Origin of the sequence: Rhodococcus jostii NBRC 16295 (assembly GCF_001894825.1) — a bacterium.
Taxonomy (GTDB): domain Bacteria; phylum Actinomycetota; class Actinomycetes; order Mycobacteriales; family Mycobacteriaceae; genus Rhodococcus_F; species Rhodococcus_F jostii.
In genome coordinates this window covers 21,357-48,269 of the sequence record NZ_BCWY01000057.1, presented here as the reverse complement: position 1 = coordinate 48,269, position 26,913 = coordinate 21,357, and the positions used below count along the sequence as shown (strand labels likewise).

The following is a 26,913-nucleotide window of genomic DNA, read 5'->3' as shown; positions in this document are numbered from 1 at the left end:
CGAAGCAGTCGGGCCACCCACGGGTCACGTCACACCTGGCGTTCCCACACCCGGTGAGACTTCATCAGCGCAGTGACGCCGTCGAACAGCGCCGACGCATCGTCGGCGATTACGATGCCCGGGGCCTCGGCCGGGATCCCGACCGCTTCGAGAAGGACGCGACCGGCGGCCCACCCCCCGATCACCTTGCAGTGCCGGAACGCCTCCGACAGCAACACGTGCACCCGCGGGTCCGACGCCGGCGCCGCGACGAGAATGGCGTCGAACTCCACCGACCGCATCGTGAGAAACGTCCGGGACACCGGCACGGCACCCTTGCCCGACCCCAGTTCGCCACCGTGCGGTCCGATGACGAGCGGCACCATGCCGTCCTTGCCGATCTTCCCGACAGCGTCGGCCACCTCGGACAGATCCGACTCGTCGTCGGCGACGATGCCGATGATCCGACCGTCCAGCGGCCACTCGGCGCCGACCTGCGACAGCGCCGGGCTGGGCGTCGGCGCCACGTCGTACGCGACGGTCGGCTCTGGCGCCGGAAGGCCCAGACCCTCGGCGACCGTCGCGCACAGGCCGGGGTCGATGTTCGCCACGACCCCGAGGGCCCGCTCCTTGATCGCCTGCTCGTAGCACTTGCCCAGCTCGAACGTGTACGCCTCCGCGACGTGCGCCTGCTCGACGGCGCTGAGGCTGGCGTAGAACAGCCGGGCCTGGGAGAAGTGGTCGTCGTAACTGGCGGGTGCCCCCCGGAACTTCGTCGACTCCGGCATCGGCACCGGGACCTCGACGAACGCCGCATCGGCACCGGCGAGAAACGGGCAACCGCCGTCGAGGGAGTTCGGCCGGTACGGTGCGACCCCCGGATGGACTCCCGTCTGGTGCATGCCGTCGCGCAGCATGTCGTTGACCTCGGCGTGGGGTCGGTTGATCGGGATCTGCCCGAAGTTAGGTCCGCCCAGCCTGCTGATCTGGGTGTCGAGGTATGAGAACAGCCGCGCCTGCAACAGCGGGTCGTCGGTGACGTCGATCCCCGGAACGAGGTGCCCGGGGTGGAACGCCACCTGCTCGGTCTCGGCGAAGAAGTTCGTCGGATTCGCGTCGAGTGTCATCAGCCCGATCGGCTGCACGGGCGCCAGTTCCTCGGGCACGATCTTCGTCGGGTCGAGCAGGTCGATGCCCTCGAACATCTGATCCGGGGTATCCGGGAACGCCTGGATACCCAGTTCCCACTGCGGGTAGGCGCCCGACTCGATCGCGTCGGCGAGGTCGCGGCGGTGGTAGTCGGGGTCCATGCCGTTCACGATCTGCGCTTCCTCCCACACCAGGGAGTGCACACCCAGGTTCGGCTTCCAGTGGAACTTCACGAGGGAACTCTCGCCCGCCGCATTCACCATCCGGAAGGTGTTGACGCCGAAGCCTTCCATCATCCGGTACGACCTCGGGATGCCGCGGTCGGACATGTTCCACAACGTGTGCGCGGTGGCTTCGGTGTGCAGGGACACGAAGTCCCAGAAGGTGTCGTGCGCGCTCTGCGCCTGCGGAATCTCGCGATCCGGGTGCGGCTTGGCGGCGTGAATGACGTCGGGGAACTTGATGCCGTCCTGGATGAAGAACACCGGAATGTTGTTTCCCACCAAGTCGAAAGTGCCTTCGCCGGTGTAGAACTTGGTCGCGAACCCTCGGGTGTCGCGGACGGCGTCGGCCGATCCACGGGACCCGAGCACGGTGGAGAACCGGACGAAGACCGGTGTTTCGACGCCCTTGCCGAGGAACGCCGCCTTGCTGATCGGTTCGGCGGAACCGTATCCGCGAAAGACACCGTGAGCAGCCGCACCGCGTGCGTGCACCACCCGCTCCGGGATCCGCTCGTGATCGAAGTGCGTGATCTTTTCACGGAGATGGTGGTCCTGGAGCAGGGTCGGTCCCCGGGTTCCTGCCTTCAGCGAGTGATCGGTGTCGTACAGCCGCGCGCCCTGCGCGGTGGTGAGGTGCTCACCCTGCTGGCCGCGGGCCGTGTCCGGGCCTTCGACGGGTTGCCCGGTCGCGGTGCGCAGTTCGGGGGCCCGCTGATCGGGCTTGGGGGGCAGTGGCTCGGTGGGCTTCGTCGGCTCCTCGACCGTCGGAGTGCCCGAACCGGGCGTCCCGGGAATGACAGGGTTCTTCTTCGACACGGCGTAGCTCCTCGCTGGACTTCAGTGGGATCGGCGCCGCATCGCTGCTGTACGGTCCGCTGCCCGCAGGGTGCCCAGGGACGGGTGTCCGCTAATCAGACCGGTGGTCGGTTAGTTCCGAACCCGCCGGGTAACCCAACGAACGTAAGGAGGTGGCGGCTGTGGATGAACCAGGCGCACCGGAGGATCTCACACGCAGGATTGCCCACCTCGCTCGCGAGTTCTTCCTGCCGCACGACGTCGACCGCACACTCCGGCGCGTGACCGCCACCGCCGTCGCGACGGTGTCCGGTGCCGACAGCGCCGGCATCCTCGTCGTCGAAGGGAAGAAGACCTTCGCGTCGCAGGCGGGGACGTCGGACCTACCCGAACAGCTCGACGGCATCCAGGAGAAGCTCGGCGAGGGCCCCTCGGTCAGGCCAAGGGCATGATCATGGAACGCTTCGACGTGGACGCGGTTCGGGCGTTCGAGATGCTCGCGAAGATCTCCCAGGACAGCAACACCCCGGTCGCGACGGTCGCGACGAGAGTGGTGGAGCGCGGCCCCGACCGACGCCCTTAGCTTGATTTTTAACCTGGGCAGGCGGCCCCGACGGGTTTTCTAGCTTTGGTTTCGGCGCGTTTGCCCACGTGGTGATGCGGTGCGCGGTGGGTGTTTTTCGATCCGGGTGGGCGTCCGGGTCCGGGTCGACTGGGTTTCGGTGCACTGGCCGGAACAGGCATCGTCGCACGGGTGCGCGAAAACCCTCGACGAACCCGTGCCGGCGTCAATCGTGTTGGTGGGACAGGCCGTTCCCACGGGCGGCGTAGGTCCTCGGCCAGGGGACGGGCGAGCCGGAGTTGGGCGTAGGCCACCAGCACGATCCAGGTCCAGCGGTCGGCCGCCTCGGGACTGCGGAGCCGAGGCGCGGTCCACCCCAACGTCTGCTTGAAGAAGCGGAAGGTGTGCTCGAGATCGAAGCGCCGCAGAAACAGCTGCCACAACCGGTCGAGATCGTCGGCACTGACGCCCGGGTCCGAGCACCACAGCCACACCGGGGTGGGATGCCGGTCCCCAGGAAGGTGGTCGACGGTCAACCGGATCACCGTGCCTTCCACGATCGGTGGCGGCCCCGGGTGCTGAGCCCACGAGCCACGATGAACGAGTCGCGGGTGCAACCGATTCCACGCCGAAGCGGAGGCTGTGCCGTATCGGTCCGTCTCGGTGCTCGAGGTGGTCTCGGGTGCAGGCCACGTAATCGGGTCGGCGAATCGAAACTCGGGGCCGTGCCGGGGTGGGCGCCCAGTACGGCCCGGTGGCGGCGCCGGGAAGCACAGCACCCGGTCCGAACGCATCCGGCCCAACACCTGCACCGGGAGATCGGCGAGCACGAACGCCAACCGCGCCAACTCGTACCCGGCGTCGAACACCAGCAGAATGTCCGGGTCGCCGTCGCGGTGGTGCCCGGCCTCGCGCAACCGCGTGATCACTTCACGCACCTGGGTCGCCGTCACAGCGGTTTCGTCATCGTCGGGGCGCAAGCGGACCGCGTCGAGCACCGACGTCCACGAGGTACGCCCGGTCTCGAGTGCGGCGACGAACGAATACGGCCACCCCGGGATCAGCTGCGCCTGATTCTTCCCGCGGCCGTAGACGTGGCAGAACCCGCGCTGCGGACTCGTCGGTGCATCCGGGCGCAACCAGGCACTGACATCGACGGCCAGAACGATCCGGCCGCCACGATCACACGGGATCGTCAGCCCGCCGAGGGCGCGGCGCAGCCGAGTGAAATCTACTCTGCCGCAGTTGATTGCGTCGTACAGGGCGCCGTGACCGCGCCGATGCTCGGCGGCCAGTGACAACTCGACCAGGGTGCGAACCGCGGTGCCCGCACACAGCAGCGCATCGGTCAACTCGAACAATGCATCACCTCGGGTCGGAAGACACCGGTAGTACTCTTCGCGGAACGACACCAGGTCGACACGCGGATCGGGGACCGATTCTTCCCCGACCGCCCACCGATCGGGCACACTGATACTCACGGTCACCGCCTGTTTTCGTCTCGAAAGTTCTGTGGAAGGAACCTCAAGATGATCAGGCGGTGGTCGCCTCATGCCGCGGCGACACGCCGAACAACACCAGCACCAACTGCCCCACGCGATGGCCGAGGTTAAACGACAAGCTTAGTGCAGGAGATGCGCGTCAGGCCTCGGCGCGAAACCTCTCCTGTGCGGCGGTGAAGAGCCCCTCGTACGCAGTCGCGAGGTCGTGGAGACTCTGCACGCAGTCACCGGCGAACACCGGCGCGTGCATCGGCGCCAGCACGAGGGGTTCCAGATCGGCGAGGTCCCGGATCGTGGGCCCGAGCGCCGGCGTCAGGCACGTCGCGCTCCCCATGTCCTCCGCAGCGATCGCCGGCCCGACCATCTCCTCCTCCGTGCTCGGCGGGTGATGACCGAACGCGGTGAACAGGTCGCCGGTGAACAGTGTCTGCGTCGTCTCCTCGAACATCAGTCCGGCGTCCCACCCGTGGGGAACATGTGGGGTGTCGAGGTGACGGACCCGCCGGGTGCCCGTCTCCATCACGTCGCCGTGCTGCAACGGGCGCGGCGCGCGATCAGCCAGGTCGTTGACCTGCACGAAGCACCCCATCGCCCCGTGCGCGACCTCGGCGTTCGGCGCCGCCGCCAGCCACGAGTTCATCGCCCCGCACTCATCGGCCTCGACGTGCCCGAACGTGATCCACCGCAGCCGGTCGAGGGGAATCAGCCGGCCGACCGCCTCGGACACCGATGGGAACAGCGCACGCTGACCGGTGTGGAACAGCAGCGCTTCCTCACCGTCGACGAGGAACTGATTCATGATCAGGTTGGGCTCGTCCAGATACGTGGACAGCCGGTAGATGTCGGGTGCGATCTCGGTAATCGTCGTGTCCATCCCTGGCTCCGATCACGTCACGGTGTCGTGATCACAAGCCTTCCCGGGACAGCGGCCGAGCGCAAGGTTCCTGCTGGAGTCAGCGGCGTTGCCCGACGCCGAGCTGGACGAGGTCGTGGCCGACCGTGACAGCGCCGGAGAAGGTGGACGTCACGCCGCGTTCCCACTGGTCGTCGGTGACCTGTCTGGGGTCGCCCGGTCCGATGTGGGAGAGAACCACCTGGCGGACACCCGCGTCCGTGGCGACCCGTCCGACGTCCTGGGCGGTGGTGTGCGCGTGAATCATGTGCTCGACCAACGCGGGACCTGAAGTCTCGGCGTAGAAGTCGACGTCGATCACCTCGTGGACGAGGATGTCGGATCCTCGCGCGAGCCGGACGACATTCGGCGATTTCGCGGTGTCTCCGGAGAACGTGACGGCACCGTCCTCCGTGTCGAAACGGTACGCCAGCGACGGATAGACCGGACCGTGCGGAACCAGCGTTGCGGTGACACGGACCCGGTCGTCTTCGAACACCGGGAAGGGCTCCATATCCGGTGCCGTGTTGTCGGGGGACGCTCCCGCCGACTCCGGCGGCAGTACGTCGTGCAGCGACAACCGCTGCCCGTAGTCGGACTGGGCGCCCTTTTCCGCGTTGCGAATGTTGATGTCGTAGGCGAATGCGTCGAGCACACCCGTGAACAGGTCGGTGAGGCCTGGAGTCGGCGAGGCCGGACTCTGGATCGGAATGCTCTTGCCACCGCGGGGCGTCGCCAATCTGCCCGCCGAGCCGGGGCCGTATACCGGCACCACGTTGCGGAACGTGTAGGACGGTGTCCCGCCCGGCAGCCAGAAGACGTTGAACAAGTCGGCGATGTGATCGCTGTGCATGTGCGTGACGAAGACACCCCCGAGCGAGTCCGCATCGATGCCCGCCTGGATCAGCTTTCGGCTCGACCACGGTCCCGCGTCGATCAGATACGGTCGGTCGCCGACGACGAGCACACTGGCCGTGCCGCTCCGCCCCGGCACGGCGATGGGTCCGGCTGCCGTTCCGAGCAGAATCAGTGTGGTTGCGTATCCGTCGACGTCACCGGTCAACTCGTACGCATCCGGTGGCGTCGCGCCGCTCGGTTGCGAATCCGAGGGATGGTGCGCGCAGCTCGTCGCAGCGACGGCAGTGGCAGCGGAGCCCAGCAGGGCGAGCGCGCGGCGCCTCGACAGCGCAGGCTGGCGAAGGGGTTCCATCTATGCGTCCGTTCGAACCGTGGCCAATTCCAACGCCACGTGCCAGGCGTCGTATTCGTAGACCCAGTCGCCGTTGCCGGCGACTTTGAGCCATTCGTTGGATCGCGATCCGCGCTGGATGCGTGAGGTGCGCTGCAGGCGGGTGTGCTGATACGTCTGCAGCGCGACTGCGGGTTCGTCGAACAGGCTCAGGCAGCGAGCCAGGACGACGGCGTCTTCGATGGCCATGCCGGCCCCCTGGGCCATGAACGGCATCATCGGGTGCGCGGCGTCGCCGAGGAGTACGGACCGGCCGTCGGTCCACGAGTCGAGTGGGTCGCGCACGTAGAGAGCGGACTTCAGGACGTCGTCGCAGGCGTCGAGGAGGGCGCGGGCGTCGGGGTGGAAGTCGCGGTACAGCTCGCGGAGTTCGGTGACGGAACCGGGTGTGGTCCACGACTCCTCGGTCCACTCGTCCTGCGCGCAGGTCGCGAAGACGAAGATGTCCTTGCCCTGGTTGAGCGGGAACGTGACGATCTGGGTCGACGGGTCCGGCCCCCACCATTTGGTGAAGCAGTCGAGGTTCGGCAGTTCGCCGATGCGTTCGGTGGGGACGACGGCACGGAACGCGACGACGCCGGTGAACGTCGGCTGGTCCCGTCCGAGCAGCGCGGTTCGGACCGCGGAGTGGATGCCGTCGGCACCGACGATCACATCTGCGGACGCCGCACTGCCGTCGGTGAATTCGATGCGGCCGTCGACGATGCCGCTCACCCGGCGGCCCATCTCGACGATCCCCGCGGGCAGCCGGTTTTCGAGGGCGGTCATGAGGTCGCCGCGGTGCATCGTCAACTGCGGTGCGCCGTACTGCTGTTCCGCGGTGTCACCCATCGGAAGTCGCGACGTCTCGACGCCGGTGTCCCACGTGCGGCTGATCCGGAACTGAGGCCGGGCTGCGGATTCGCGGATGGCCGGCCCGACACCGAGGCCGTCGAGGGCCCGGACGGCGTTCGGGGTGAGATTGATGTCGGCGCCGACGCGCGCGAACTGCTTCGTCTGCTCGTAGACGCGGACGTCGAGGCCGAATTTCTGCAGCGCGAGAGCGGTGGCGAGTCCGCCGATTCCGCCTCCGCAGACGGCAATGGTGGTCATCGGGGATCCTTTCCGGGAACGGTCACGGGCGGCGTGAACGGCGCCGGCATCTCGCCGTAGGCGGCGAGGTCGACCTCGACGATCACCGGGGCCTGGCGGGACACGGCGTCGGCGAGCACGTCGTGCGCCTCGGTGGCGCCACCGATCCGCAGGTACGGAATTCCGATCGACTGGGCGAGCAACGGGAAATCGGGGGTGACGAGGTCGACGGCGTAGGTGTCTTCGCCGCCGCCCTTCTGCATGTTCCGCAGCACGCCGTAGCCGCCGTCGTTGAAGACGAGCAGTACCAGCCACGGCTTCTCCTGCGCCATGGTGAGGACTTCGCCGAAGTGCACGGCCAGACCGCCGTCGCCGACGAGCGCCAGCGTGGGGCGGGTTTCGTCGGCCAGCGCGGAACCGATCGCCATGCCGAGGCCCTGCCCGATGCCGCCGCCGCGGGGGAAGACGTTCGACTTGGGGTCGAACATCGGCAGCAGCCGGTTGCCCCAGGAACTCGACGCGATGGTGACGTCGCGGGCGACCACGGAATGGTTCGGGAACGCGGCGCGGACGGCATCGCACAGCACGGCGTGGTCGCCGAGTCCGGCGCGCTGCTTGCTACGCACCAGTTCCCTGGTGGCGCGGGCCCGTTCGGTCCACGACGCGTCGACCGGCGCCAGTTCGGACAGTTGCCGGAGGAACGACGCGACGTCGGCGGTCACGCCGGCCTGCGCCGGGTAGACCCGGCCGAGGGCGGCGGTGTCGAGGTCGACCTGCACGTGCACGTCCGGGACAGGCATCGAGTAGTCGCCGGTCTCGTTGGACCGGAAGTGCGTTCCCAGCGACAGCAGCAGATCGGCGTCCTGGAGGAGTGCCCGGCCGGCGGGGGTGTTGCCGTAGTTGCCGATGCACAGTTCGTGGTCCTCGGGCACGGCGCCGCGACCGGAGTTGCTGGTGAGCAACGGGACTCCCCACCGCTCCACCAGCGCGGTCAGCTCCGTGCCGGCGCGGGCGACGCCGCCGCCCGCCCAGATCACGGGGCGTTCCGCCGACCGCAGCAGGGCGAAGGCGACCGCGAGTTCGTCGGAGTCCGTCGTCCGCGACGGTTCGACGACCGGCTCGACCACGTCGATGACGTGTTCCGCGTACTGCAGGTCGATCGGCCATTCGATGCTTGCCGGCCCACCGGGCGCGGCGAGGGCGGCGGCGACGCCTTCCCGCAACACCTTTCCGGCGCTGTCGGTGTCGAGGATGGTGGCGGCCTGCTTCGACGTCGCCGTCAGCATGCCCAGCTGATCCTTGGTCTCGTGGATGAACCCGCGACCCGAACCGAGGTAGCGGCTCTCGACGTTGCCGGTCACGTGCAGCACCGACGTTCCGGCACTGAGGGATTCGATCAGCGAACCCGCCGCGTTGCCGGCGCCGGTGCCGGTGCTCGTGAGCGCGCAGCCGAGTCCGCCGGTGGCCCGGGCGTAGCCGTCCGCCGCACTGACCGCGGTGGCCTCGTGCCGGACCGGCACGAACCGCAGGTGCTTGCTGACCGCCTGCACCAGGGGCTGGTTGTGGACGCTCACGATGCCGAACACAGTGTCGACACCGGCCTCGCGCAGCACCTGGACGAGCAGGTCGCCGCCATTACCCACCCGCTTGTCATTTCCTACGGACATGGTGTTCCTCTCAGACATAGCGCGCGACGCCTCCGCAGACGTCGAGGCTGGTGCCCGTCACATACGACGAGCGGGGAGACAGCAGGGTCACGATCATGGCGGCCACTTCGTCGGCGCGGCCGAACCGGCCGAGGCCGATGCCGCGGTCCTGGGCGATTTCCGCTTCCCATTCGGCGAAGGTGGCGTCGGTGCCGGATTCCTCGAACCGGCGCCGCCACTGGCCGGTGTCGACCAGTCCGAGCGACACCGAGTTGACGCGGATGCCGTCGGCGGCGAGTTCGAGCGACAGCGACTTGCTGAGGTTCAGCAGCCCGGCCCGCGCGGCGCTGGTGGTGACCAGCCGAGGCTCGGGCTGACGTGCGAGCACCGCCGAGATGTTGACGATGGCCGCGGCGTCGGACTTGCGCAGCAGCGGCAGGGCGGCCTCGACGGTGTTGAGGACGCTGGAGAACTTGAGGTCGAGTTCGTCGCGCCAGTCGTCGAGGGTCGCCTCGCCGCGCGGAACCATGCGGGACTTGCCTGCGTTGTTGACCAGACCGTCGAGGCCGCCGAACCGCTCGACACCCGCCTCGACGAGTGCGGCGACCGCCGCCGGGTCCCGCACGTCGCAGGACGCGGTCAGGACACGCTCGCTGCCGGGCAGCGGCGCGATGACGGAGTCGAGCCGGTCGCGGTCGCGCGCACAGGTGACGACGTTGGCACCTTCCTCGAGCAGCATCGCGACGGTGGCGAGCCCGACTCCCGAGCTGCCGCCGGTCACCAGGTGGGTGCGGTCTTTCAGTTGCAGGTCCACGACGTGGTCCCCTTCTCTAGTGCAGGACGAATCCGCCGTTGACGACGAGTTGCTGACCGGTGATGTACGACGCCTCGGGTCCCATCAGGAACGCGACGGCGCCGACGAGATCCGACGGTTGCTGCGGGCGATCCAGCGCACGGTTGAGGCGGTACAGCTCGTGCCGGTGTTCCGGAACCTTCTGTGCCGATTCGCTTTCGGTCAGTCCGGGCGAGACGGTGTTGACGGTGATGCCGTGCGGGCCGAGGTCGCGGGACATGGCGCGGGTCAGCGCGGCCACCCCGCCCTTGGAGGCGATGTAGTGCGCGAGGCGGGGCGAACCGTACAGGGCGGCGTCGGAGCCGATGGTGACGATTCGTCCGCCTCCGTTCCCGATGATGGAGGGAACGATCGCCCTGCTCACGAGGAACGTGCCGCGCAGGTTGACGCCCAGCACCCGGTCCCACTCGTCTATGTCGAGTTCGTGAATCGGTTTGCCGCCCACACCGTCCGCGAGGGCCGCGTTGTTGACGAGCCCGTACAGCGGGCCACCGGAGGTGACGGTGGCCGCCATCGCGTCGACCGACTCCGCGTCGCGGAGATCGACCCGGACGAACTGCGCCTTGACGCCGTCGGCGCGCAGGCTTTCCGCGGCGTCCTCACCCCAGTCCTCGCGGATGTCGGCGAGCCACAGGGTGGCGCCGTCCTCCCCGAGCCGGCGGGCCAGGGCGAGGCCGAGACCCCGCCCTGCCCCGGTGACGAGGATGCTGCGGCCTTCGAGACTCACGGTCAGTCCCGGGTAACGCCGTGCATGGCCGACGTCTCGGGGTACGTCGGGATCTGCGGCTTCTGGGCGCCGATGATGACGCAGAACAGCGCGTCGGTGGTGCCGTTGTTCTTCAGGCTGCGCGGCACTCCGGCGGGGACGACGATCATGTCGCGGTAGCCGAGGGTGCGCTTCTCCACCTTGCCGTCGCGGTGGACGCCGACCTCCACCTCACCTTCGAGCACGAAGAACGCTTCTTCGGCGTCGTGGTGGGTGTGCTCGGGGCCCTCGGCGCCGGGGGGAAGCAGCATGTTGGAGAACGTGAATCCGCGCGAGACGATGGTGCGGTTGTCGCTCTCGTGGTTACCCGTCGCGCCGGAGCCGACGTAGCGGATCTGTGCGCGCTTGAACTGGTCGCCGGCCTTCGCCTGGAAGCCCAGGGTGTCCCAGTCCTCGTGGCGGGTGCCGCGGGTGAGGATCAGCGAGTCGGTGAATTCCTTCAGGTCGGCGGTGCCGTATTCGAGTGTCATTGGTGTACTCCTTCTCTAGACGTGGTTGCGCAGGCGTTCGGTGATGTGGATGAAGGATTCGACCCAGGCGTTGAAGGCGTCCGGCCGCTCCTGGTTCGCGAGGTGTCCGGCGCCTCGGATGGTGACGAACACGGCGCCCGGGATGCCCCCGGCGAGAACCTGACTCGCCGGAACCCCGGTCACTCTGTCCTCGTCTCCGCCGAGGACGAGTGTGGGGATGTCGATCTTCGGCAGATCGGCCGTGTGATCGGTGGCCGCCATCGACTCGGCGGCGTACCCGTAGCCGGGCAGCCGGATCGACGACGCCATGATCGCCGTGGCCTTCGCGGTCACTTGGTCGTCGGCGGTCCCGGACAGCAGCCGCGGGGCCCGTTCGGCGGCAAAGGCTTCCGCGCCTTCCTGCTCGAGCGTCGCGGCCCGGGCGCGCATCCGGCCGGCGGCGTCGTCGTCCGCTCCGGAGCCGACGGTGGAACTGCCCAGCAGCAGGCTCCGCACCAGTCCGGGATGGCGCATCGCGAGCCGGGTGGCGATCACCCCGCCCCACGACATCCCCAGCACGTGGGCACCGGCGTCACCGCAGCGGTCGCGGATCACGTCGGCCGCGGCGTCGGCGTAGTCGTCGAGGTCGAACGGACGTCCGGGGTTTTTGCTGCGACCGTACCCGGGGGCGTCCCAGGCGATCAGCCGCAACGACCCGGCGAGTGTATCGAACTGCGGAGCGAAACTGTCTGCACTGCCGCCGATTCCGTGCAGCATGAGCAGCGCGGGGCCGGAACCGGATTCGACGACGTGCGTCACGACGCCCGCCCGAGGTCGAACCGCTCGAACGCACCGGGGTCGGGGATGCCGGCCATGTGGTCGCGGACCTGCTTGGACGGCGGGCCCGCGGTGCCCCACAGGTCGGAGAGTTCGGGAACCCGGCGCCAGACCTTGCACAGCCACCGGTCCTCGTCGACCTGCGCGATGCCGGACGTGTACTCGCACACCAGCCCTGCCGGGTCGGCGAAGTAGGAGAACGTGTTGTCGCCGGGGCCGTGCTTGCCCGGACCCCACAGCGGCACGGTGCCGTGGTGACGCAACCGGCCGATGCCGCGCATGAAGTGGTCGACGGTGGGCATCTCGTAGGCGACGTGGTTCACCGACGTCCACTCGGCCTGGTTGAACGCGATGCTGTGATGGTCGGTGTTGCAGCGCAGGAACGCCATCTGGTGTTCGGACCAGTCGGAGACCCGCATGCCCAGGACGTCGCAGTAGAACTTCACCGCGGCGTCGATGTCGACAGTGTTGAGGACGACGTGCGTGACGCCCACCGGGACGGCGTCCTCGCGGCCGAGCTTCGGGACCGCCAGAGCGTCGGCGAGCAGTTCGACGACGCGCCCCTCGGGGTCGACGAGGCTGACGCCGTAGCCGCCGCCGAGATCGTCGACCGGCCCCGGGCCGCTGACGATCGGGACGCCGCGGAGTTCGAGCCGGCGGGCGGCCTCGTCGACCTCGGCCGGCGTGGCGACGGCGAACGTGATGCGGCCGAGTCCGTTCCGCTCCGCCTGGGTGAGCTGCAGCGCGTGGTGGTGGTCACCGGTTCCCCGCAGCCAGGCGCCGTCCGTGCCCTGCTCGACGACGCGCAGTCCCCACACGTCCGAGTAGAACTCGGTGGATTCGATGCTGGCCCGCGTGCGCAGTTCGACGGAGCGCAGGCACCGCAGCCGGGCTATGGGTTGGTTCATCGCATGCCTCCAGTTGCTTAGGTCTCAATATCTTAGCGCTAAAGTAATAGGGCGTACAGAGCTGACGGAAATTTCTTTCGGCACGCCCTACGACTTCAGCTTTCTCGTGGGCCGATGCGACATCGGTTCAGTCAGACGGAACCGGTGTGACATTGGGCGACGCTACGAGCGGCGCAGATCAATTTGCCCAGGGGTTGGGTTCCTCGTCGAGGCCCCAGTAGATGCTCTTCTGCCGCGAGTAGGCGGCGATGCCGCTGCGGCCCTTCTCCACACCGAGTCCGCTCTCCTTGACGCCGCCGAACGGCGTGGAGATGCTGAACTGCTTGTAGGTGTTGATCCACACGGTGCCGGCCTGGAGTCGACGGGCGAGTTTCCAGGCGCGACGGTAGTGGCCGGTCCAGATTCCCGACGCCAGCCCGAAAACCGAATCATTGGCCTGTGCAATGAGATCCGCTTCGCCGTCGAACGGCAGGGCGACCAGGACGGGTCCGAAGATTTCCTCCTGGCAGGTGCGTGAGCTGTTGGGAAGTCCGTCGATGACGGTGGGCAGGTAGTACGCGCCGTCACGAAGCCGATCGTCGTCGGGGATGGCCCCGCCGCACAGGACGCGTCCACCCTCTTCGCGGGCGAGGTCGACGTAGGCGGCGACGCTGTCGCGGTGCCTGCGGTGGACCATCGGCCCGATCTGGGTGTCGGGGTCGCGGCCGGGTCCGAGCCGCAGTCGCTGCGTCTTGGCCACCAGCTTGTCGAGGAACTCGTCGTAGATGCGGCGGTCGACGAACAGCCGGGATCCGGCGATGCAGCTCTGCCCGGTGGACGAGAAGATCCCGTACATCACGCCGTTCACGGCGGCGTCGAGGTCGGCGTCGTCGAGGACGATGGTCGGCGACTTGCCGCCGAGTTCCAGCGACACCGGCATCAGCTTCTCGGCCGCCGCATGGGCGATGGACCGTCCGGTGTTGGTGCCGCCGGTGAACGTCACCTTCCCGACGTCGGGGTGGGTGACGATGGCGTCGCCGACCACGGAGCCCTTGCCCGGCAGCACCGACAGCAGACCCTTCGGCAATCCGGCCTGGTCGATGAGTCGTGCCAGTTCGAGCGACACCAGCGGCGTCCACTCGGCGGGTTTGAGGACGACGGCGTTGCCTGCCGCGAGGGCGGGGGCGATCTTCTGTGCGTCGCTGGCCACGGGCGAGTTCCACGGTGCGATGGCGCCGATCACGCCGATGGGTTCGAGAACGCTCATCGTGAGGAAGTTGCCGCGCGGGGTGGTGAGGTCGTCGTCCGCGGTTTCGAGGACGGCGGCGAAGTAGCGGAACGTGCCCGCCGCACTGCCGACGAGGCCGGTGGTCTCGGTGACCGTCTTGCCGGTGTTGTAGCTCTGCAGCAGCGCCAGCCGGGACGTGTTCGCCTCGATGGCGTCGGCAATACGGTGCAGGTACTTCGCCCGCTGATGCGGGAGCAGCGCGCGCCACGCCGGATCGTCGGCGGCGGCGCGGCCCTTCCGGACAGCCTCGTCGGCGTCGTCGGCGGTGGCCTGGTGGATCACCTGCAGGGTCTCGCCGTTCGACGGGTCCGTGACGGCGAAGGCGGGGCCCCTCGCCTGCCGCCACTCGCCGGCGACGAAGATCCGGTCGGCGACCGGGAGGAACGGCAGGGTCTGTGGTGCGGTGTCGAGAATGGTCACTGGGAGATCTCCTCGAGGGTCTTCTCGCGGGTTTCGACTGCGAAGAAGCCGACCACGAGGGCGCCGATCAGGGCGACGGCGGAGAACATTCCGAAGACGACGGTGAGCGTGCCGCCCCCGTCGAGGATGGCTCCGACGGCGAGGGGACCGACGATGATGCCGAGGCGTCCGCTCGCTCCGCCGATCGCGCAGCCGATGGCCCTCATCCGGGTGGGGTACAGCTCCGCGGTGTAGACGTAGAGCGCCATGTTGACGGCGAAGACGAACAGGGCGGATCCGGCGGACCAGAACAGGACCTTCGTCGCGGTGTCGGCGCCGGAGGCGGCGAGCAGGAAGAGCAGCGACGAGCACAGGACCATCGACGCGGTGATGCAGATGCGGCGACCGAGGTTGTCGATGAGGAACGCGACGAGGATGCAGCCGAGCAGGCCGGCCACGCTGGTGACGATGCTGTAGTGCAGGGCGGTGTCGACGCTGACGTCGAATGCGGATCGGTACAGCGTCGGCAGCCAGGACGCGATGCCGTAGTTGACGAAGTAGGCGCTGCCCCAGATGGCCGCGAGCATCAGGGTGCGGCGCAGGTAGATACCCCGGAAGGCCTCCGCGAACGTCCCGCGGCGGACGTCGACGGCGACGGCCGGCAGCGGCTGCGGAGCAGGCAGTGTCTTGCCGTACTTCTCGGTGATCTCGTTCTCGATGCGGGTCATGGCATTGTGCGCGTCTTCGTGGCGGCCCCGGGACGCGAGCCAGCGCGGCGACTCGGGAAGCTTCCACAGCATCGGCAGCAGCAGGACGGGCAGCGCACCGAGCGCGAACAGGATCTTGTAGCCGTAGTTGGGGACCACCCACGCCGACACGATCGCCGACATCACGAGCCCGATCGGGAAGATCACCTCGTAGAGCAGCACGAATCGTCCGCGCTTGTGGGCTTTGGTGATCTCGCCGATGTAGCTCGCCGCGACCGGGACCTCGGCGCCGAGGCCGATGCCCTGCACGAATCGGAAGACGAGGAAGAGCATCAGGCTGTCGGTGAACGCCATGCCGAGGCTCATGACGGCGTAGAGCGCGAGCGAGAAAATGATGACGTTGAGCCGGCCGACGCGGTCGGCGAACCAGCCGCCGGCGAGGGCGCCGACGAGCATGCCGATGCCGCCGATGGCGATCACCCAGGCGATATCGCCGGGGGTCAGACCCCACTTGGGGATGAGGACGGGGAGGGAGTACGCGATCATCAATTGGTCGAAGCCGTCGAAGAACGTGACGGCGCCGACGATGACGCGGGCCTTGATATGCCACCTGCTCATCGGCAGGCGTTCGAGTCGGGCGCTGATCATCTCAGCTGTGGCAGCCATGGCGGGCGATACCGTCGTCATGAGCATCCTCAGGGTCGGGTCGAGGCATTTACTTAAGCCCTCAAAGGCTTACCACTAAGATGTAATCTCACGCACATGAGAAACGTCAACCCTTGACTTTGGAAGAAACATGTTATTCACACCTGTGCGTACTTATTAACCTTCCGCGGTTAACAAGTGCTCACGGGTGAGAGAGCCGTCGACTACGCGGTGGACTGCATCCATTCTGCACAGATGCGTGCGGTCGTGTGTCACGAGCAGCGTCGCGACCTCGCGTTCTCGCACGACACGGAGGAGCAGATCCATGATCGCGGCGCCCCGTTCCTGGTCGAGCGCGCTGGTCGGCTCGTCGACGACCAGCAGCGACGGGTCGTTCATCAGCGCCCGGGCGAGGTTGACCCGCTGCCGCTGCCCACCCGACAACTGCGCGGGCATCTTCCCGACGTGGTCTGCAAGCCCGACGGCGTCGAGCAGGTCGCGAGCCTTCGCACGCCCGGCCCGCCGCGGCACGAACAACCGCTGCCCGAGGTGCGCCATCACCTCGAGTTGCTCGAGCGCCGTCAGCGACGACACCAGGTTGGACTGCTGGAACACGATGCCGATCCGGTCGCGGCGCAGTGTGGACGCGTCGCGTCGGCTCAGGGTCGTGAGTTCGGTCGTGCCCAGCCGGACGGAGCCCGAGTCGGGCCGGATCAAAGTCGACGCCACCGCGAGGAGCGTCGACTTCCCGGAACCGGACGGACCGGTGATCGCGGCGATCTCACCCCGGCCGAGGGTCAGCGACACCGAATCGAGGGCGGTGACGCGTCCCGCGCCGTCCGGGTAGGTGAGGGTGACGTCGTCGAGGGTGAGGGCGGAGGTGGTCATCGTGTGCTCCCGAGGGCAGTGAGGGGGTCAGTGGTGAAGAGGAAGCGGAGCGCGAAGGCCGCGCCGAGGAGGCCGAGCCCGACGAGAGACGTGGCGGGCAGGAGAGTGGTGGAGATGCCGAGCACGAACGGCACCGCGTCGCCGATCAACGACCCGGCCACCGCCGCCATCGCGACACCGGCACCCACACCGGCGAGCAGGACGACCAGCGCCTGCCCGACCGCGTCCCGCACGAGCGACCCGGTGGACGCGCCGAGCGCCTTCAACGTCGCGACATCGGTGGTGCGCTGGAGCGTCCAGACTGTGAAGAACGCGCCGATCACCAGCGCGGAGATCGCGAACAGCATCACCGTCATCAACGTCAGTGACCCGTTCTCGGAGGTATAGGAGCCGATGGCGGAGAAGGAGTCGGCGACACTTCGGGAGGTCGTCCCCGCGACGGCGTGCGTCGCGTCGTCGCCGCCTGACACCGCGAGCACCGTCGCCGTGCCCCCGCGCGGGTTCGCGTGCTGCCAGTCGCCGAGGGTCATCCACACGGCCGGACTGTGGCCGTACCAGTCGTCGCCGCGGACCGCAGTCACGGCGAACGTGGAATCGCCGACGGTGACACTGTCGCCGGCGACGACGCCGAGGGATCGCGCCGCGCCGTCCCCGAGGATCACGGTCCCCGGCGCGGACGGTGCGCGGTCGCCCACGCCGCCGTCCGCGCCGACCAGCGCCACCGTCTTCGCCGCACCTCCCGCTGCGGACGCCGAGCCTCGGCCGACGCCGATCGGGTGCACCGAGTCGGCGCTCCGCCGCCACACGTCAACCTGCTCGGCCGACAGCGCGGAGTCGTCGAACGACGGACCGTCGCCGGAGGCGGCGAAGACCACCGACTCGGCGTCGATACGCTCCACGACGGACACGTTCTGGTGGCGCAATCCCGCGGTGAGGCCGCTGAGGAAGGTGACGAGCAGCGCAATCAGCACCACGACGACGGATATCAGCGCGAAGCGACCACGCGCGGCACGCAGGTCTCTCGATGCGACGAACACAGGGTGGTCCTCTCCAGATACGACCGGCCCCGCAGTCGATGCGGGCCGGGGCGGCACTACGGCCCCCGAATTCACCGTGCCCCGGGCACGACACGGTTCCATCGCACGTGGGATGGAATTCCCGGTGGTCGAAGGTCGGGTGCGCGTTCCGACTTTCGATGGATGCCGGGTGCGCTCGCGTCGATAAGCTGGGCGGGGTGCACCGCTCCCCTCTCACGCCCGTGTTCGCGGGACTCCAACTGGGACTGCATGCGCTGATCGCGGCGCTCACTGCAGTCGTGATCATGCGCGCCGTCCTTCTGGACGCGCCGCAGGCACCGGCGATCGTGGTGCTGTCGGTGGCGTTTCTCGCCGTGTACGCGGCGGGCGCGACGCGACGTCTGCGCGGGGCGTGGTGGCTAGCAGCGCTGACGGCACTGTGGGTGGCGCTGATGGTCCTCGCCCCGGACGCCGCGTATCTCGCGTTCGGACTGTTCTTCCTGTACCTGCATCTGCTGCCGCGTCGCTGGGCAGTCCCTGCCGTCGCAGCCGCAACGGTCGTGGCGGTGGTGGGTACCGGAATGCATCGCGGCTGGAGCGTCGCGGGTGTTGTCGGTCCGGTGATCGGTGCGTGCGTCGCGGTGGCGATCGGCCTCGGCTACCGCGCGTTGTACCGGGAGGCCGTCGAACGCGATCGCCTCATCGACGAATTGACCCGAACCCGAGCCGAACTCGCCGAGCAGGAACGTGCCGCCGGCTCCCTCGCCGAACGCGAGCGGCTCGCACGCGAGATCCACGACACCGTCGCGCAGGATCTGTCGAGCATTCAGATGCTGCTCCACGCCGTCGAACGCGCGGCCCCCGACCACCCGGCTCGGGAGAGGATCCGGTTGGCGCGGGAGACGGCCGCCGACAGCCTCGCCGAAACCCGCCAGCTCATCGGAGATCTCACACCCGCCGTCCTCGACGGGAAGTCACTCGTGGACGCGCTCGCGCGGATCTGCACGCAGGCGAGGAGCGACACCGTCGACACCATTGCCGTCGTGGAAGGGGAGCCCGTGCGATTGCCGATGCCCGTCGAGGCGGCGTTGGTGCGGATTGCGCAGGGCGCGGTGTCCAACGTGGTTCGCCATGCCCACGCGTCCCGGATGGCGATCACGCTCACCTACTACGAGGACGCGGTCCGGTTGGACGTCGTCGACGACGGCGTCGGCTTCGATGTCGAGCTTCTCGACCGTGAACCGTCGAAAGCGTTCGGGCTGACCTCGATTCGCCGTCGCGTCGAGCTGCTCGACGGGTCGATGTCGGTGGAGTCGGAACCGGGGCTGACCGCCGTCGCGGTGTCGTTCCCGCTGGAGGTCGAGGCGTGATCCGACTGCTGCTCGCCGACGACCACGCCATCGTTCGCGCGGGCCTGCGCGCCCTGCTCGAACACGAGGACGACATCGAGGTGATCGGTGAGGCCGCCACCGCAGAGACCGCCGTGGCGTTGTGCGCGACGACCCCGGTCGACCTCGTGCTCATGGACCTCCGGTTCGGCGCCGGCACCTCCGGAGTGGATGCCACCCGGAGCCTGCGGTCCCTGCCGAACCCACCGCACGTGCTGGTCGTCACCAACTATGACACCGACGCCGACATCCTCGACGCGATCGCGGCCGGTGCCGCCGGGTATCTCCTGAAGGACACTCCCCCGCCCGAACTCCTCGCCGCCGTCCGCGCCGCGTCGGCAGGCGACAGCGTTCTCTCCCCAGCCGTGGCGTCGAGACTGATGACGCGCGTACGCCGACCCGCCACCAGTCTCACCCCGCGGGAGATCCAGGTGCTGACGCTGGTGGCTGCCGGGCGGTCCAATCGGGAGATCGGCAAGGAACTTCTTCTTTCCGAGACCACGGTCAAATCCCATCTCGTCCACATCTTCGGCAAACTCGGCGTCAAGTCCCGGACCTCCGCAATCGCGCGGGCCCGCGAGCTGGGCACCCTCCCCAGGTGAGTGGCAATGTGTGTGGACGCACACTTTGCCACTCACATGCGTTTACGCTGGGGAAATGGACCCACCTGCCGTCCGTTACGTGCAGCGGGACGGGCATGCGCTGGCCTACCAGGTGGTGGGCGCGGGTGAACGCGACGTGGTGTGGCTGTTCGAGATCAACATGCACCTCGACCTCATGTGGACCGACCCGCAGATCCACTACCTGATGGAACGGGGCAGCACGTTCGCCCGCACGGTGTACTTCCAGCAACGAGGGCTGGGACTGTCCGACCCGGTCGAGCACCTGCCCACACTCGAGGATCAGGCCGACGACATCGTCGCGGTGATGGATGAGATCGGGATGCGGGAAGCGCTGCTGGTGGGCGTGGCCAGCGCGAGCGGTCCCGTCGCACTCGTCGCCGCCCGCTCGCCGGAGCGGGTCACCGGGGTGGTGCTGATCCAGCCGTTCGCCGAGCGGCTGGTCGGCGGCGACCACGATCCGGTGGGATGGAGCGCCGCCGAACGCGACACCTTCGTCGACGGGTGGCGAGCGGCCACCCGGAACTGGGGGTCGGGCAGCACCGTACCCCTGTGGGATCCCCAGGAGGACTCGGCGTTCAACCGTCGGCTGATGGCCATGCTGGAGCGCAACTCCGCGACACCCGCGGTCGCACAGGCCCACCTCGAGTGGATCTTCCGGCTCGACTACTCGGACATGCTGCCGTCCATCCAGTGCCCGGCGCGCGCGCTGCTGGTCGCGGGCAGTCCGGTGCCGGTGGCCGCCTCGCAGTACGTCGCCGACCGCATCCCCCGCGGCAGCTTCCACCTGTTGCCGCAGTCGCCGCCCGGCGCGTCGCTCGGGGAGGCGTGGAAACCGATCATCGACCACGTCGAGCAGTTGGCCACCGGTGGGCACCCGGCAACCGACGCGGGCCGGTACCTGGCCTCCGTTTTGTTCACGGACGTCGTCGGCTCCACCGAGGTACTCGCACGGATCGGCGACGGCGCCTACCGCGACCTCCGGGCCGCGCACGAGTGGCAGGTCCGCGACGAGGTCGAGAAGGCCGGCGGCCGGCTCCTCAACGTGGCCGGCGACGGCACCTTCAGCATCTTCGACGGTCCGGCGTCCGCGGTCCGGTGCGCGCGGGCGGTCGTCGATGGCGCCGGCGAACTCGGCCTCGAGGTGCGGGCCGGCGTCCACACGGGGCAGGTGGAGCGCAACGGTCCCGACGTCAGCGGGATGACCGTCCACATCGGCGCGCGCATCGGTGCGACGGCCCGCGCCCGGGAAGTGCTGGTGTCGAAAACCGTGCGGGATCTGGTGGTCGGTTCGGGACTGCGGTTCGCCGACGCCGGGGAACACGACCTCAAGGGTGTGCCCGATCGCTGGCCCCTCTACTCCCTCACCGACGCGGACCACGCGCCCCGGACCGTTCCGCGACTCGCACCGAAGCTGGGCATGATCGACCAGGCCATTCTGCGCACCGCGAAGCGGGCACCGCAGGCGCTGCGGGCACTCGTCGGCGCCGCCAACGCGAGGCAGCGCCGACTGTCCCGCTGATCCCCAGGTGAGTGGCAAAGCGTGCGCGAGCACACTTTGCCACTCACGTGACCTCAGACCGCGACGGTGGATTGGCGATGAGACCGAATCTGTCTCGCAGAACGCGTTTGAGGATCTTCCCGCTGGGGTTCTTCGGTAGGGAGTCGGCGACGATGACGTACTTGGGGACCTTGTAGCCGGCGAGCCGTTCGCGGCAGTGCGACACGACGTCCTGCTCGTCGAGTTCGACACCGGTGGACGGGACCACGACGGCGGCGACCGCCTCGATCCACCGGGGGTGCGGCACCGCGAACACCGCGGCCTCGCTGACACCGTCGAGTTGGTACAGCGTCTCCTCGACCTCGCGGGTGGCGACGTTCTCCCCGCCGGACTTGATCATGTCCTTCTTGCGGTCGACCACCCAGAGGTAGCCGTCCGCGTCGAGGTAGCCGAGGTCGCCGGAGTGGAACCAGCCACCGGAGAACGCTTCCGCGGTCTTCTCGGGTTGCCCGAGGTAGCCGACCGTGGCGTGCGGGCTGCGGTGCACGATCTCGCCGATCTCGCAGGCGGGCAGCGGACGGTCGAACTCGTCGACGATCCGCGTCTCGACGTTCAGCGCCGGCTTCCCGGCCGAACCACCCCGGGTTTCCTGGTCTTCCGGCCCGAGTGCCGTTGCGAGCGACGCCATCTCGGTCTGCCCGTAGAAGTTCCACAGCCGGATGCCCGGCAACCGCCTGTTCATCTCGCGCAGGATCTCCACCGGCAGCGGGGACGCCCCGTAGTAGCCCTTCCGCAGCGTGCGCAGGTCGGCGCCGTCGAAGTCTTGTGACTGCAGCAGCGAGATCCACACCGTGGGAGGGCAGAACAGGTTGGTCACCTTCTCGGCTTCGATGGTGCGGAGCAGCACCCGGGCGTCGGGGCCGTCGACGATGATGCTCGTCGCCCCGAGATAGATGTCGGTGCTGAGGAAGTTGTCGAGCTGCGCACAGTGGTACAGCGGCAGCGCGTGCACCTCCACGTCGTCGCTGCTCATGCCGCCGGTGACGATGCAGCTGATGTATTGCCACATCAGCGACCGGCTGGTGAGCATCGCACCCTTGGGCCGTGATTCGGTCCCCGACGTGTACATGATGCGGACGACGTCGTCGTCGGCCACGAACACCTCGGGCGGCGAGCCGAATTCGCCGCCCGTCCAGTCGGCCACCGAGCGCCAGCCGTCCGGAACGGCGTCCCCGCTCAGCGGGATCGCCGCCCGCAACCGGACACTCCCGCTCGACTCCGCCAGCGCCGTCTCCGCGACGGAAACCAGGGCGTCCTCGACGACGAACACGTCGGCTGCGCAGTCGTCGAGGATGTACGCGATCTCCCCGCCGGTCAGCATGAAGTTGATCGGCACGAGAACCACACCGAGGCGGGCGGTCGCGAAGTTCAGCACCGGGTACTGCCAGCAGTTGTGCGAGAGCAGTGCGAGCCGGTCGCCCTGCTTCGCCCCCTCGGAGTGCAGGGCAGCCGCGACTTCGTCTATCAGCGCGTCGAATTCGGCGAACGTGAGCCGGACGTCGCGGTGCACGACGGCCAGCTTGTCCGGCAAACGCGCCGCCGACCGTCGCGGGATGTCGCCGATGCACTGCTGCCGGGCGCGCGTCAGGTCATCGTTCACCCGCAGACTTCTTTCAGTACCGGGGCGGCGGCGAACTCGGCGCGGGCGAGGGAGCGGCGGTGCACCTGGTCGGGGCCGTCGGCGATCTGCAGGAACCGGGCCTGCGCGTACAGAACCGGAAGGATCGTGTCCTGCGACAGCCCGGCACCGCCGAAGATCTGCATCGCGTCGTCGACGATCTGCTTGACCGTGAGCGGCACCATCACCTTGGCGGCGGCGATGTCGTGGCGGGCCGCCTTGGTGCCCTCGACGTCCATCCGCCAGGCGGCCTTCAGCACCAGTAGCCGGGCGGCGTCGAGGTGAATGCGCGCGTCCGCGACGGTGGCCTGCACGACGCCCTCGTCGGCGAGGGGCTTGCCGAACGCGACCCGGGTGCGGGCGCGTTCGGTCATGAGCGCGATGGCACGCTCGGCCATGCCGATCAGCCGCATGCAGTGGTGGATGCGGCCCGGACCGAGGCGGGCCTGCGCGACCGCGAAGCCCTTGCCCCGCGGTCCGAGCAGATTCGCCTTGGGCACGCGGACCCGGTCGAAGACGATTTCCCCGTGACCGCCCTCGTGCCGGTCGGTGAAGCCGAGCACCCGGGTGGATCGGACGATGTTCAGGCCCGGTGTGTCCATGGGCACGAGGACGATGCTGTGCCGGCTGCCGACCGGGGCGTCGGGATCGGTGACGCCCATGACCATGGCCACCCTGCAGTCGTCGCGCAGCGCCGCGGTGGACCACCACTTGCGGCCGGTCAGCACCCAGTCGTCGCCGTCCTCGGCGATCTCGAGCCGGACGTTGTTGGCGTCCGAACTCGCGACGTCCGGTTCGGTCATCGAGAAGCACGACCGGAATTCGCCCGCGAGAAGGGGCTCGAGCCATTCGGACTTCTGCTCGTCGGTGCCGTAGAGGTGCAGCAGTTCCATGTTGCCGGTGTCCGGCGGGTTGCAGTTGAACGCCTCGGGTGCGATCAGGGGGCTCCAGCCGGTGAGCTCCGCGAGCGGCGCGTACTCGAGGTTGGTCAGCCCCGCCCCTTCTCGGGCGGGCAGGAAGAGGTTCCACAGGCCCTCGCGCTTGGCGGCGGCCTTGAGGTCGGCGACGATCGGCGGCGCACCCCAGTGATCCGGTTTGGAGGCCAGCTGCTCCTCGGCGATCTGCTCGGCGGGCAGCACCCGCTCCTGCATGAACGCGGTCAGCTTCGCCTGCAGTTCACGAACTTTCGGGCTGTAGTCGAAATCCACTTCCGTGGCTCCAATCTGTTCGGTGGTGCCGCGGTCAGCGGCGGAGTTCGGACACGGCCGACGCGGCGGCGAGGTCGAGTGCCCGCTGCAACAGCGGACCGACCATGTCGCCGACGTCGTCGAAACCGCCGCCGACGGTGTTGCCCTGCGCGTGCCGGGCGTTGATGCCCTCGAGGATCACGGCGATCTTGACGTCGGCGAACACGGTGTACCAGTCGATGTCGGGGATTTCGATGCGGCGCTGCGTGGCGTAACGGTCGAGAAGTTCAGCGCGGGTGGGGAATCCGTCGAGCCGTGCGAGCCCCTTGGTGACCGGATTGTCGACGGCGCCGGGCTGGTCCCAGAAGCTCAGCATGATCCCGACGTCCGCGAGGGTGTCGCCGAGCGTGGCCATTTCCCAGTCCAGCACCGCGACGATCTTCCCGGCGTCGTCGCGGGACGCGAGCACGTTGTCGAGTTTGACGTCGCCGTGGACGATGCCCGGGAAGTGCGAGGTGGGCAGCGCCCGGCGCAGCTTGTCGAGCAGTACGGACACCTCGGGGCGATCGGTGGTCCGCGAGGCCTCCCACTGCCGGGACCAGCGGTCGAGTTGACGTTCGAGGTAGCCGTCGGGGCGGCCGAAGGAGCCGAGCCCGACCGCGTCCGGGTTTACGCCGTGCAGCGCGGCCAGGGTGTCGGCGAGGTCCAGTCCGAGCCGGCGGCGGTCGTCGGGGGTCAGCGCCGACGCCTGCTCGACCGTCCCGACGGGCATCCCGTCCACCAACTCCATGAGGTAGAACGGCGCGCCGAGAACGGCCTTGTCCTCGCACAGCAGTACCGCTTCGGGCACGGGGACGGCGGTGCCCGCCAGGCCCCGGATCACGGTGAACTCGCGCTTCATGTCGTGGGCGCTCGGCAGGACGTGCCCGTACGGGGGGCGTCGCAGCACCCACGTCCGGTCGGCGTCGGCGACCCGGTACGTGGGGTTCGAGCGGCCACCGCTGATGAGCGAGACGGTGAGTTCGCCGCTCGTGCCGAGTGCGCTGTCGAGGTAGGGCGCGAGGGCGGTGAGATCGACGCCTGCCGAGTCCTCCCGGTCCGCGTGGGTGTCTGCTTCGGCGTGGGACGTCGTCATCCGCTGCGTCCTTTCGAGACTGAATGCAGCCAAACGCTCGTTCGGCTGCTGCACATCATCTGCCGAGAGAGCTCCGGAAGTCAATATCCCGTTATTCAGCAGTTAAAGCCACGACGGCACACCATGAAGGCGCAGATCGAACGTCTTGCCAATCGATCGTTCGCTTGACATGATGCATCGGAAGTGATGCACGTCTCATCCACTCCGGAAGGTCAGGACACCTATGACGGACCAGTTGACCGGGTCTGCAGCCACCACCGAATGGCGGACCGAAGATCGCGTCCGAGCGCGCCGCGCCGCGATCGCGGGCGGGGTGGGCACCCTGATCGAGTACTACGACTTCAGCCTGTACGGCTACCTCGCGATCGTGATGGCCCCGCTGTTCTTCCCCGGCACCGACCCCGCCACGGCACTGCTGTCCGCACTCGCCGTGTTCGGCACCGCCTATCTCATGCGGCCGCTCGGTGGCATCGTATTCGGGCACATCGGTGACCGATTCGGCCGCAAGAAGGCCCTCCTCGCGACGCTCGTCTGCATGGGCCTCGGCAGCATGGCGATGGGATTCCTGCCCACCCACGCGCAGGCGGGGATCTGGGCCACCGTGCTGCTCGTCGTCGTCCGGATGGTCCAGGGATTCTCGGCGGGCGGCGAGGTCGGCGGCTCGGCCACGTTCATCTCCGAATCCGCGCCGCGCCACCTCAAGGCCACCTACGGCGCGTTCACCCCGCTCGGATCCACGATGGGGTTCGCGATGGCCGCCGCGGTCGCGGGCACCGTGTCCGCGCTCACCACCGATGCCCAGTTGGAGAGCTGGGGATGGCGGGTCCCGTTCCTGCTCGCGCTGCCGCTGACGCTGCTCTGCCTGTGGGCCCGCACCCGGGTCGAGGAAACCCACGGCGAGGACGCCGATTCAGGGCCGGCCCAGGCGCCCGTCGTGGCCCTCTTCCGGCGCCAGCCGCTCGCGCTTCTGCAGTCGGTCGGAATCAGTCTGGCGTGCAACGGAACCGCGTACATCGGCCTCACCTACATGAGCATCCATCTCATCAAGAGTCTCGGTTACGAACGCACCCCGGTCTATTGGATCGCGACGGGCGTCATCGGTGTCGTCGCGCTCGCGATGCCACTCGGCGGGGTGATCGCCGACCGGATCGGACGGTTGCGGTTCACGATCATCGGTCTGGCCGGTTTCGCGATCGTCACCTACCCCGCCATGGCCGTCATGCACCACAGTGTGTGGATCGCGGCGATCGCCTACCTGCTGATCATGGTCAACACGATCGGCACCCAGGTCGGTTCCTACACCCTGCTGCCGTTGCTGTTCGACAAGGACGTCCGCTTCACCGGGGTCGCGATGGGCTGGAATCTCGGCGTCGTCATCGCAGGCGGCACCGCTCCCTTCGTCGCCGTCTGGCTCGTCGAGAAGACCGGAAACATTCTGTCGCCGGCCCTCTTCGTCACCGTCGCGGCCGTGATCGGACTGATCGCCGTCGCCGGCGTCGCACGCGGCTCCGCCGCCCGTGAGTACTTGTCAACCGCCCGCGGTTAACAAGTACTCACGGGTCGCGGCTCATCACTCGCGATCCATCACGAATTGGAGTAA

General features: G+C 68.4%; 24 protein-coding genes. 6 read left to right on the top strand and 18 right to left on the bottom strand.

The features are described 5' to 3' along the window. Positions 1–29: 29 nt before the first annotated feature. Positions 30–2,168 carry a catalase gene (locus RJ1_RS29685; protein WP_073366091.1) on the bottom strand — a complete coding sequence of 713 codons (2,139 nt, stop codon included), beginning with the start codon at positions 2,166–2,168 and terminating at the stop codon, positions 30–32. Positions 2,169–2,329: 161 nt separating this feature from the next. Here RJ1_RS29685 and RJ1_RS29680 point away from each other — a divergent pair, with 161 nt between their 5' ends. Both RJ1_RS29680 and RJ1_RS48960 read left to right on the top strand, forming a co-directional pair. Further along, positions 2,330–2,599, top strand: coding sequence for a hypothetical protein (locus RJ1_RS29680; protein WP_073366090.1), 270 nt, complete (start codon positions 2,330–2,332; stop codon positions 2,597–2,599). A 2-nt stretch (positions 2,600–2,601) separates the two neighbouring features. Next, the gene (locus RJ1_RS48960) at positions 2,602–2,730 is read left to right on the top strand and encodes an ANTAR domain-containing protein (protein ID WP_338049577.1); all 129 of its coding nucleotides are present in this window, start codon (positions 2,602–2,604) and stop codon (positions 2,728–2,730) included. An 8-nt stretch (positions 2,731–2,738) separates the two neighbouring features. On the opposite strand, the gene RJ1_RS29670 is transcribed toward RJ1_RS48960, so the two are convergent. From RJ1_RS29670 to RJ1_RS29605, 14 genes are all read right to left on the bottom strand, one after another. Further along, a complete protein-coding gene (locus RJ1_RS29670; protein WP_240319825.1) occupies positions 2,739–4,190 on the bottom strand; it encodes an NF041680 family putative transposase in 1,452 nt (483 codons plus the stop codon). A 160-nt stretch (positions 4,191–4,350) separates the two neighbouring features. After that, positions 4,351–5,085 (bottom strand): oxygen-binding di-iron domain-containing protein, encoded by a 735-nt coding sequence (locus tag RJ1_RS29665; RefSeq protein WP_073366088.1) that lies wholly within the window; start codon positions 5,083–5,085, stop codon positions 4,351–4,353. Positions 5,086–5,164: 79 nt separating this feature from the next. Further along, the gene (locus tag RJ1_RS29660) at positions 5,165–6,313 is read right to left on the bottom strand and encodes an MBL fold metallo-hydrolase (protein WP_073366087.1); all 1,149 of its coding nucleotides are present in this window, start codon (positions 6,311–6,313) and stop codon (positions 5,165–5,167) included. Then, positions 6,314–7,444 (bottom strand): FAD-dependent monooxygenase, encoded by a 1,131-nt coding sequence (locus RJ1_RS29655; RefSeq protein WP_073366086.1) that lies wholly within the window; start codon positions 7,442–7,444, stop codon positions 6,314–6,316. Continuing rightward, positions 7,441–9,108, bottom strand: coding sequence for a thiamine pyrophosphate-binding protein (locus tag RJ1_RS29650; RefSeq protein ID WP_073366085.1), 1,668 nt, complete (start codon positions 9,106–9,108; stop codon positions 7,441–7,443). The genes RJ1_RS29655 and RJ1_RS29650 overlap by 4 nt, the downstream gene beginning before the upstream one ends. Next, positions 9,101–9,883: an SDR family oxidoreductase gene (locus RJ1_RS29645; RefSeq protein WP_073366084.1), complete on the bottom strand. Its 783-nt coding sequence runs from the start codon at positions 9,881–9,883 to the stop codon at positions 9,101–9,103. The genes RJ1_RS29650 and RJ1_RS29645 overlap by 8 nt, the downstream gene beginning before the upstream one ends. Positions 9,884–9,899: 16 nt before the next feature. Then, on the bottom strand, positions 9,900–10,649 hold the full coding sequence (locus tag RJ1_RS29640; protein WP_073366083.1) for a 3-oxoacyl-ACP reductase family protein: 750 nt from the start codon (positions 10,647–10,649) through the stop codon (positions 9,900–9,902). A 2-nt stretch (positions 10,650–10,651) separates the two neighbouring features. Further along, the gene (locus tag RJ1_RS29635) at positions 10,652–11,158 is read right to left on the bottom strand and encodes a cupin domain-containing protein (protein ID WP_073366082.1); all 507 of its coding nucleotides are present in this window, start codon (positions 11,156–11,158) and stop codon (positions 10,652–10,654) included. Between the two features lie 15 nt (positions 11,159–11,173). Then, positions 11,174–11,956: an alpha/beta fold hydrolase gene (locus tag RJ1_RS29630; protein ID WP_073366081.1), complete on the bottom strand. Its 783-nt coding sequence runs from the start codon at positions 11,954–11,956 to the stop codon at positions 11,174–11,176. Continuing rightward, positions 11,953–12,882 carry a VOC family protein gene (locus RJ1_RS29625; protein ID WP_073366080.1) on the bottom strand — a complete coding sequence of 310 codons (930 nt, stop codon included), beginning with the start codon at positions 12,880–12,882 and terminating at the stop codon, positions 11,953–11,955. Before RJ1_RS29625 ends, RJ1_RS29630 begins: the two co-directional genes overlap by 4 nt. Before the next feature lie 178 nt (positions 12,883–13,060). Further along, entirely contained in the window at positions 13,061–14,569 is a 1,509-nt protein-coding gene (locus RJ1_RS29620; protein WP_073366079.1) for an aldehyde dehydrogenase, read from the bottom strand. Continuing rightward, entirely contained in the window at positions 14,566–15,948 is a 1,383-nt protein-coding gene (locus tag RJ1_RS29615; RefSeq protein ID WP_073366078.1) for an MFS transporter, read from the bottom strand. The genes RJ1_RS29620 and RJ1_RS29615 overlap by 4 nt, the downstream gene beginning before the upstream one ends. Positions 15,949–16,077: 129 nt before the next feature. After that, positions 16,078–16,788 carry an ABC transporter ATP-binding protein gene (locus RJ1_RS29610; RefSeq protein WP_073366077.1) on the bottom strand — a complete coding sequence of 237 codons (711 nt, stop codon included), beginning with the start codon at positions 16,786–16,788 and terminating at the stop codon, positions 16,078–16,080. After that, positions 16,785–17,825 (bottom strand): ABC transporter permease, encoded by a 1,041-nt coding sequence (locus RJ1_RS29605; protein WP_073366076.1) that lies wholly within the window; start codon positions 17,823–17,825, stop codon positions 16,785–16,787. Before RJ1_RS29605 ends, RJ1_RS29610 begins: the two co-directional genes overlap by 4 nt. Before the next feature lie 158 nt (positions 17,826–17,983). Between RJ1_RS29605 and RJ1_RS29600 the strand changes: the two genes are divergently transcribed. Genes RJ1_RS29600 through RJ1_RS29590 form a run of 3 tightly spaced genes read left to right on the top strand, consistent with a single transcriptional unit; the run spans position 17,984 to position 21,334 of the window. Next, the gene (locus tag RJ1_RS29600) at positions 17,984–19,174 is read left to right on the top strand and encodes a sensor histidine kinase (RefSeq protein WP_073366075.1); all 1,191 of its coding nucleotides are present in this window, start codon (positions 17,984–17,986) and stop codon (positions 19,172–19,174) included. After that, positions 19,171–19,794 carry a response regulator gene (locus RJ1_RS29595; protein ID WP_073366074.1) on the top strand — a complete coding sequence of 208 codons (624 nt, stop codon included), beginning with the start codon at positions 19,171–19,173 and terminating at the stop codon, positions 19,792–19,794. The genes RJ1_RS29600 and RJ1_RS29595 overlap by 4 nt, the downstream gene beginning before the upstream one ends. Before the next feature lie 55 nt (positions 19,795–19,849). After that, positions 19,850–21,334, top strand: coding sequence for an adenylate/guanylate cyclase domain-containing protein (locus tag RJ1_RS29590; protein WP_073366073.1), 1,485 nt, complete (start codon positions 19,850–19,852; stop codon positions 21,332–21,334). A 43-nt stretch (positions 21,335–21,377) separates the two neighbouring features. Here the strand turns inward: RJ1_RS29590 and RJ1_RS29585 are convergent, their stop codons facing one another. From RJ1_RS29585 to RJ1_RS29575, 3 genes are read right to left on the bottom strand one after another with little or no spacing between them, the layout of a single operon-like run. Next, on the bottom strand, positions 21,378–22,973 hold the full coding sequence (locus RJ1_RS29585) for an acyl-CoA synthetase (protein ID WP_073366072.1): 1,596 nt from the start codon (positions 22,971–22,973) through the stop codon (positions 21,378–21,380). Then, the gene (locus tag RJ1_RS29580; RefSeq protein ID WP_073366071.1) at positions 22,970–24,199 is read right to left on the bottom strand and encodes an acyl-CoA dehydrogenase family protein; all 1,230 of its coding nucleotides are present in this window, start codon (positions 24,197–24,199) and stop codon (positions 22,970–22,972) included. Before RJ1_RS29580 ends, RJ1_RS29585 begins: the two co-directional genes overlap by 4 nt. Positions 24,200–24,233: 34 nt before the next feature. After that, the gene (locus tag RJ1_RS29575; RefSeq protein ID WP_073366070.1) at positions 24,234–25,313 is read right to left on the bottom strand and encodes a phosphotransferase family protein; all 1,080 of its coding nucleotides are present in this window, start codon (positions 25,311–25,313) and stop codon (positions 24,234–24,236) included. 223 nt (positions 25,314–25,536) lie between these two features. Here RJ1_RS29575 and RJ1_RS29570 point away from each other — a divergent pair, with 223 nt between their 5' ends. Beyond that, positions 25,537–26,859 carry an MFS transporter gene (locus tag RJ1_RS29570; RefSeq protein WP_073366069.1) on the top strand — a complete coding sequence of 441 codons (1,323 nt, stop codon included), beginning with the start codon at positions 25,537–25,539 and terminating at the stop codon, positions 26,857–26,859. Positions 26,860–26,913 lie beyond the last annotated feature (54 nt).

Coding starts and splice junctions, on each gene's coding strand:
- RJ1_RS48960 (WP_338049577.1), top strand. CDS start 2,602: ATGGAACGCTTCGACGTGGACGCGGTTCGGGCGTTCGAGATGCTCGCG.
- RJ1_RS29665 (WP_073366088.1), bottom strand. CDS start 5,085: ATGGACACGACGATTACCGAGATCGCACCCGACATCTACCGGCTGTCC.
- RJ1_RS29660 (WP_073366087.1), bottom strand. CDS start 6,313: ATGGAACCCCTTCGCCAGCCTGCGCTGTCGAGGCGCCGCGCGCTCGCC.
- RJ1_RS29655 (WP_073366086.1), bottom strand. CDS start 7,444: ATGACCACCATTGCCGTCTGCGGAGGCGGAATCGGCGGACTCGCCACC.
- RJ1_RS29650 (WP_073366085.1), bottom strand. CDS start 9,108: ATGTCTGAGAGGAACACCATGTCCGTAGGAAATGACAAGCGGGTGGGT.
- RJ1_RS29635 (WP_073366082.1), bottom strand. CDS start 11,158: ATGACACTCGAATACGGCACCGCCGACCTGAAGGAATTCACCGACTCG.
- RJ1_RS29625 (WP_073366080.1), bottom strand. CDS start 12,882: ATGAACCAACCCATAGCCCGGCTGCGGTGCCTGCGCTCCGTCGAACTG.
- RJ1_RS29615 (WP_073366078.1), bottom strand. CDS start 15,948: ATGCTCATGACGACGGTATCGCCCGCCATGGCTGCCACAGCTGAGATG.
- RJ1_RS29610 (WP_073366077.1), bottom strand. CDS start 16,788: ATGACCACCTCCGCCCTCACCCTCGACGACGTCACCCTCACCTACCCG.
- RJ1_RS29600 (WP_073366075.1), top strand. CDS start 17,984: ATGGATGCCGGGTGCGCTCGCGTCGATAAGCTGGGCGGGGTGCACCGC.
- RJ1_RS29590 (WP_073366073.1), top strand. CDS start 19,850: ATGGACCCACCTGCCGTCCGTTACGTGCAGCGGGACGGGCATGCGCTG.
- RJ1_RS29575 (WP_073366070.1), bottom strand. CDS start 25,313: ATGACGACGTCCCACGCCGAAGCAGACACCCACGCGGACCGGGAGGAC.
- RJ1_RS29570 (WP_073366069.1), top strand. CDS start 25,537: ATGACGGACCAGTTGACCGGGTCTGCAGCCACCACCGAATGGCGGACC.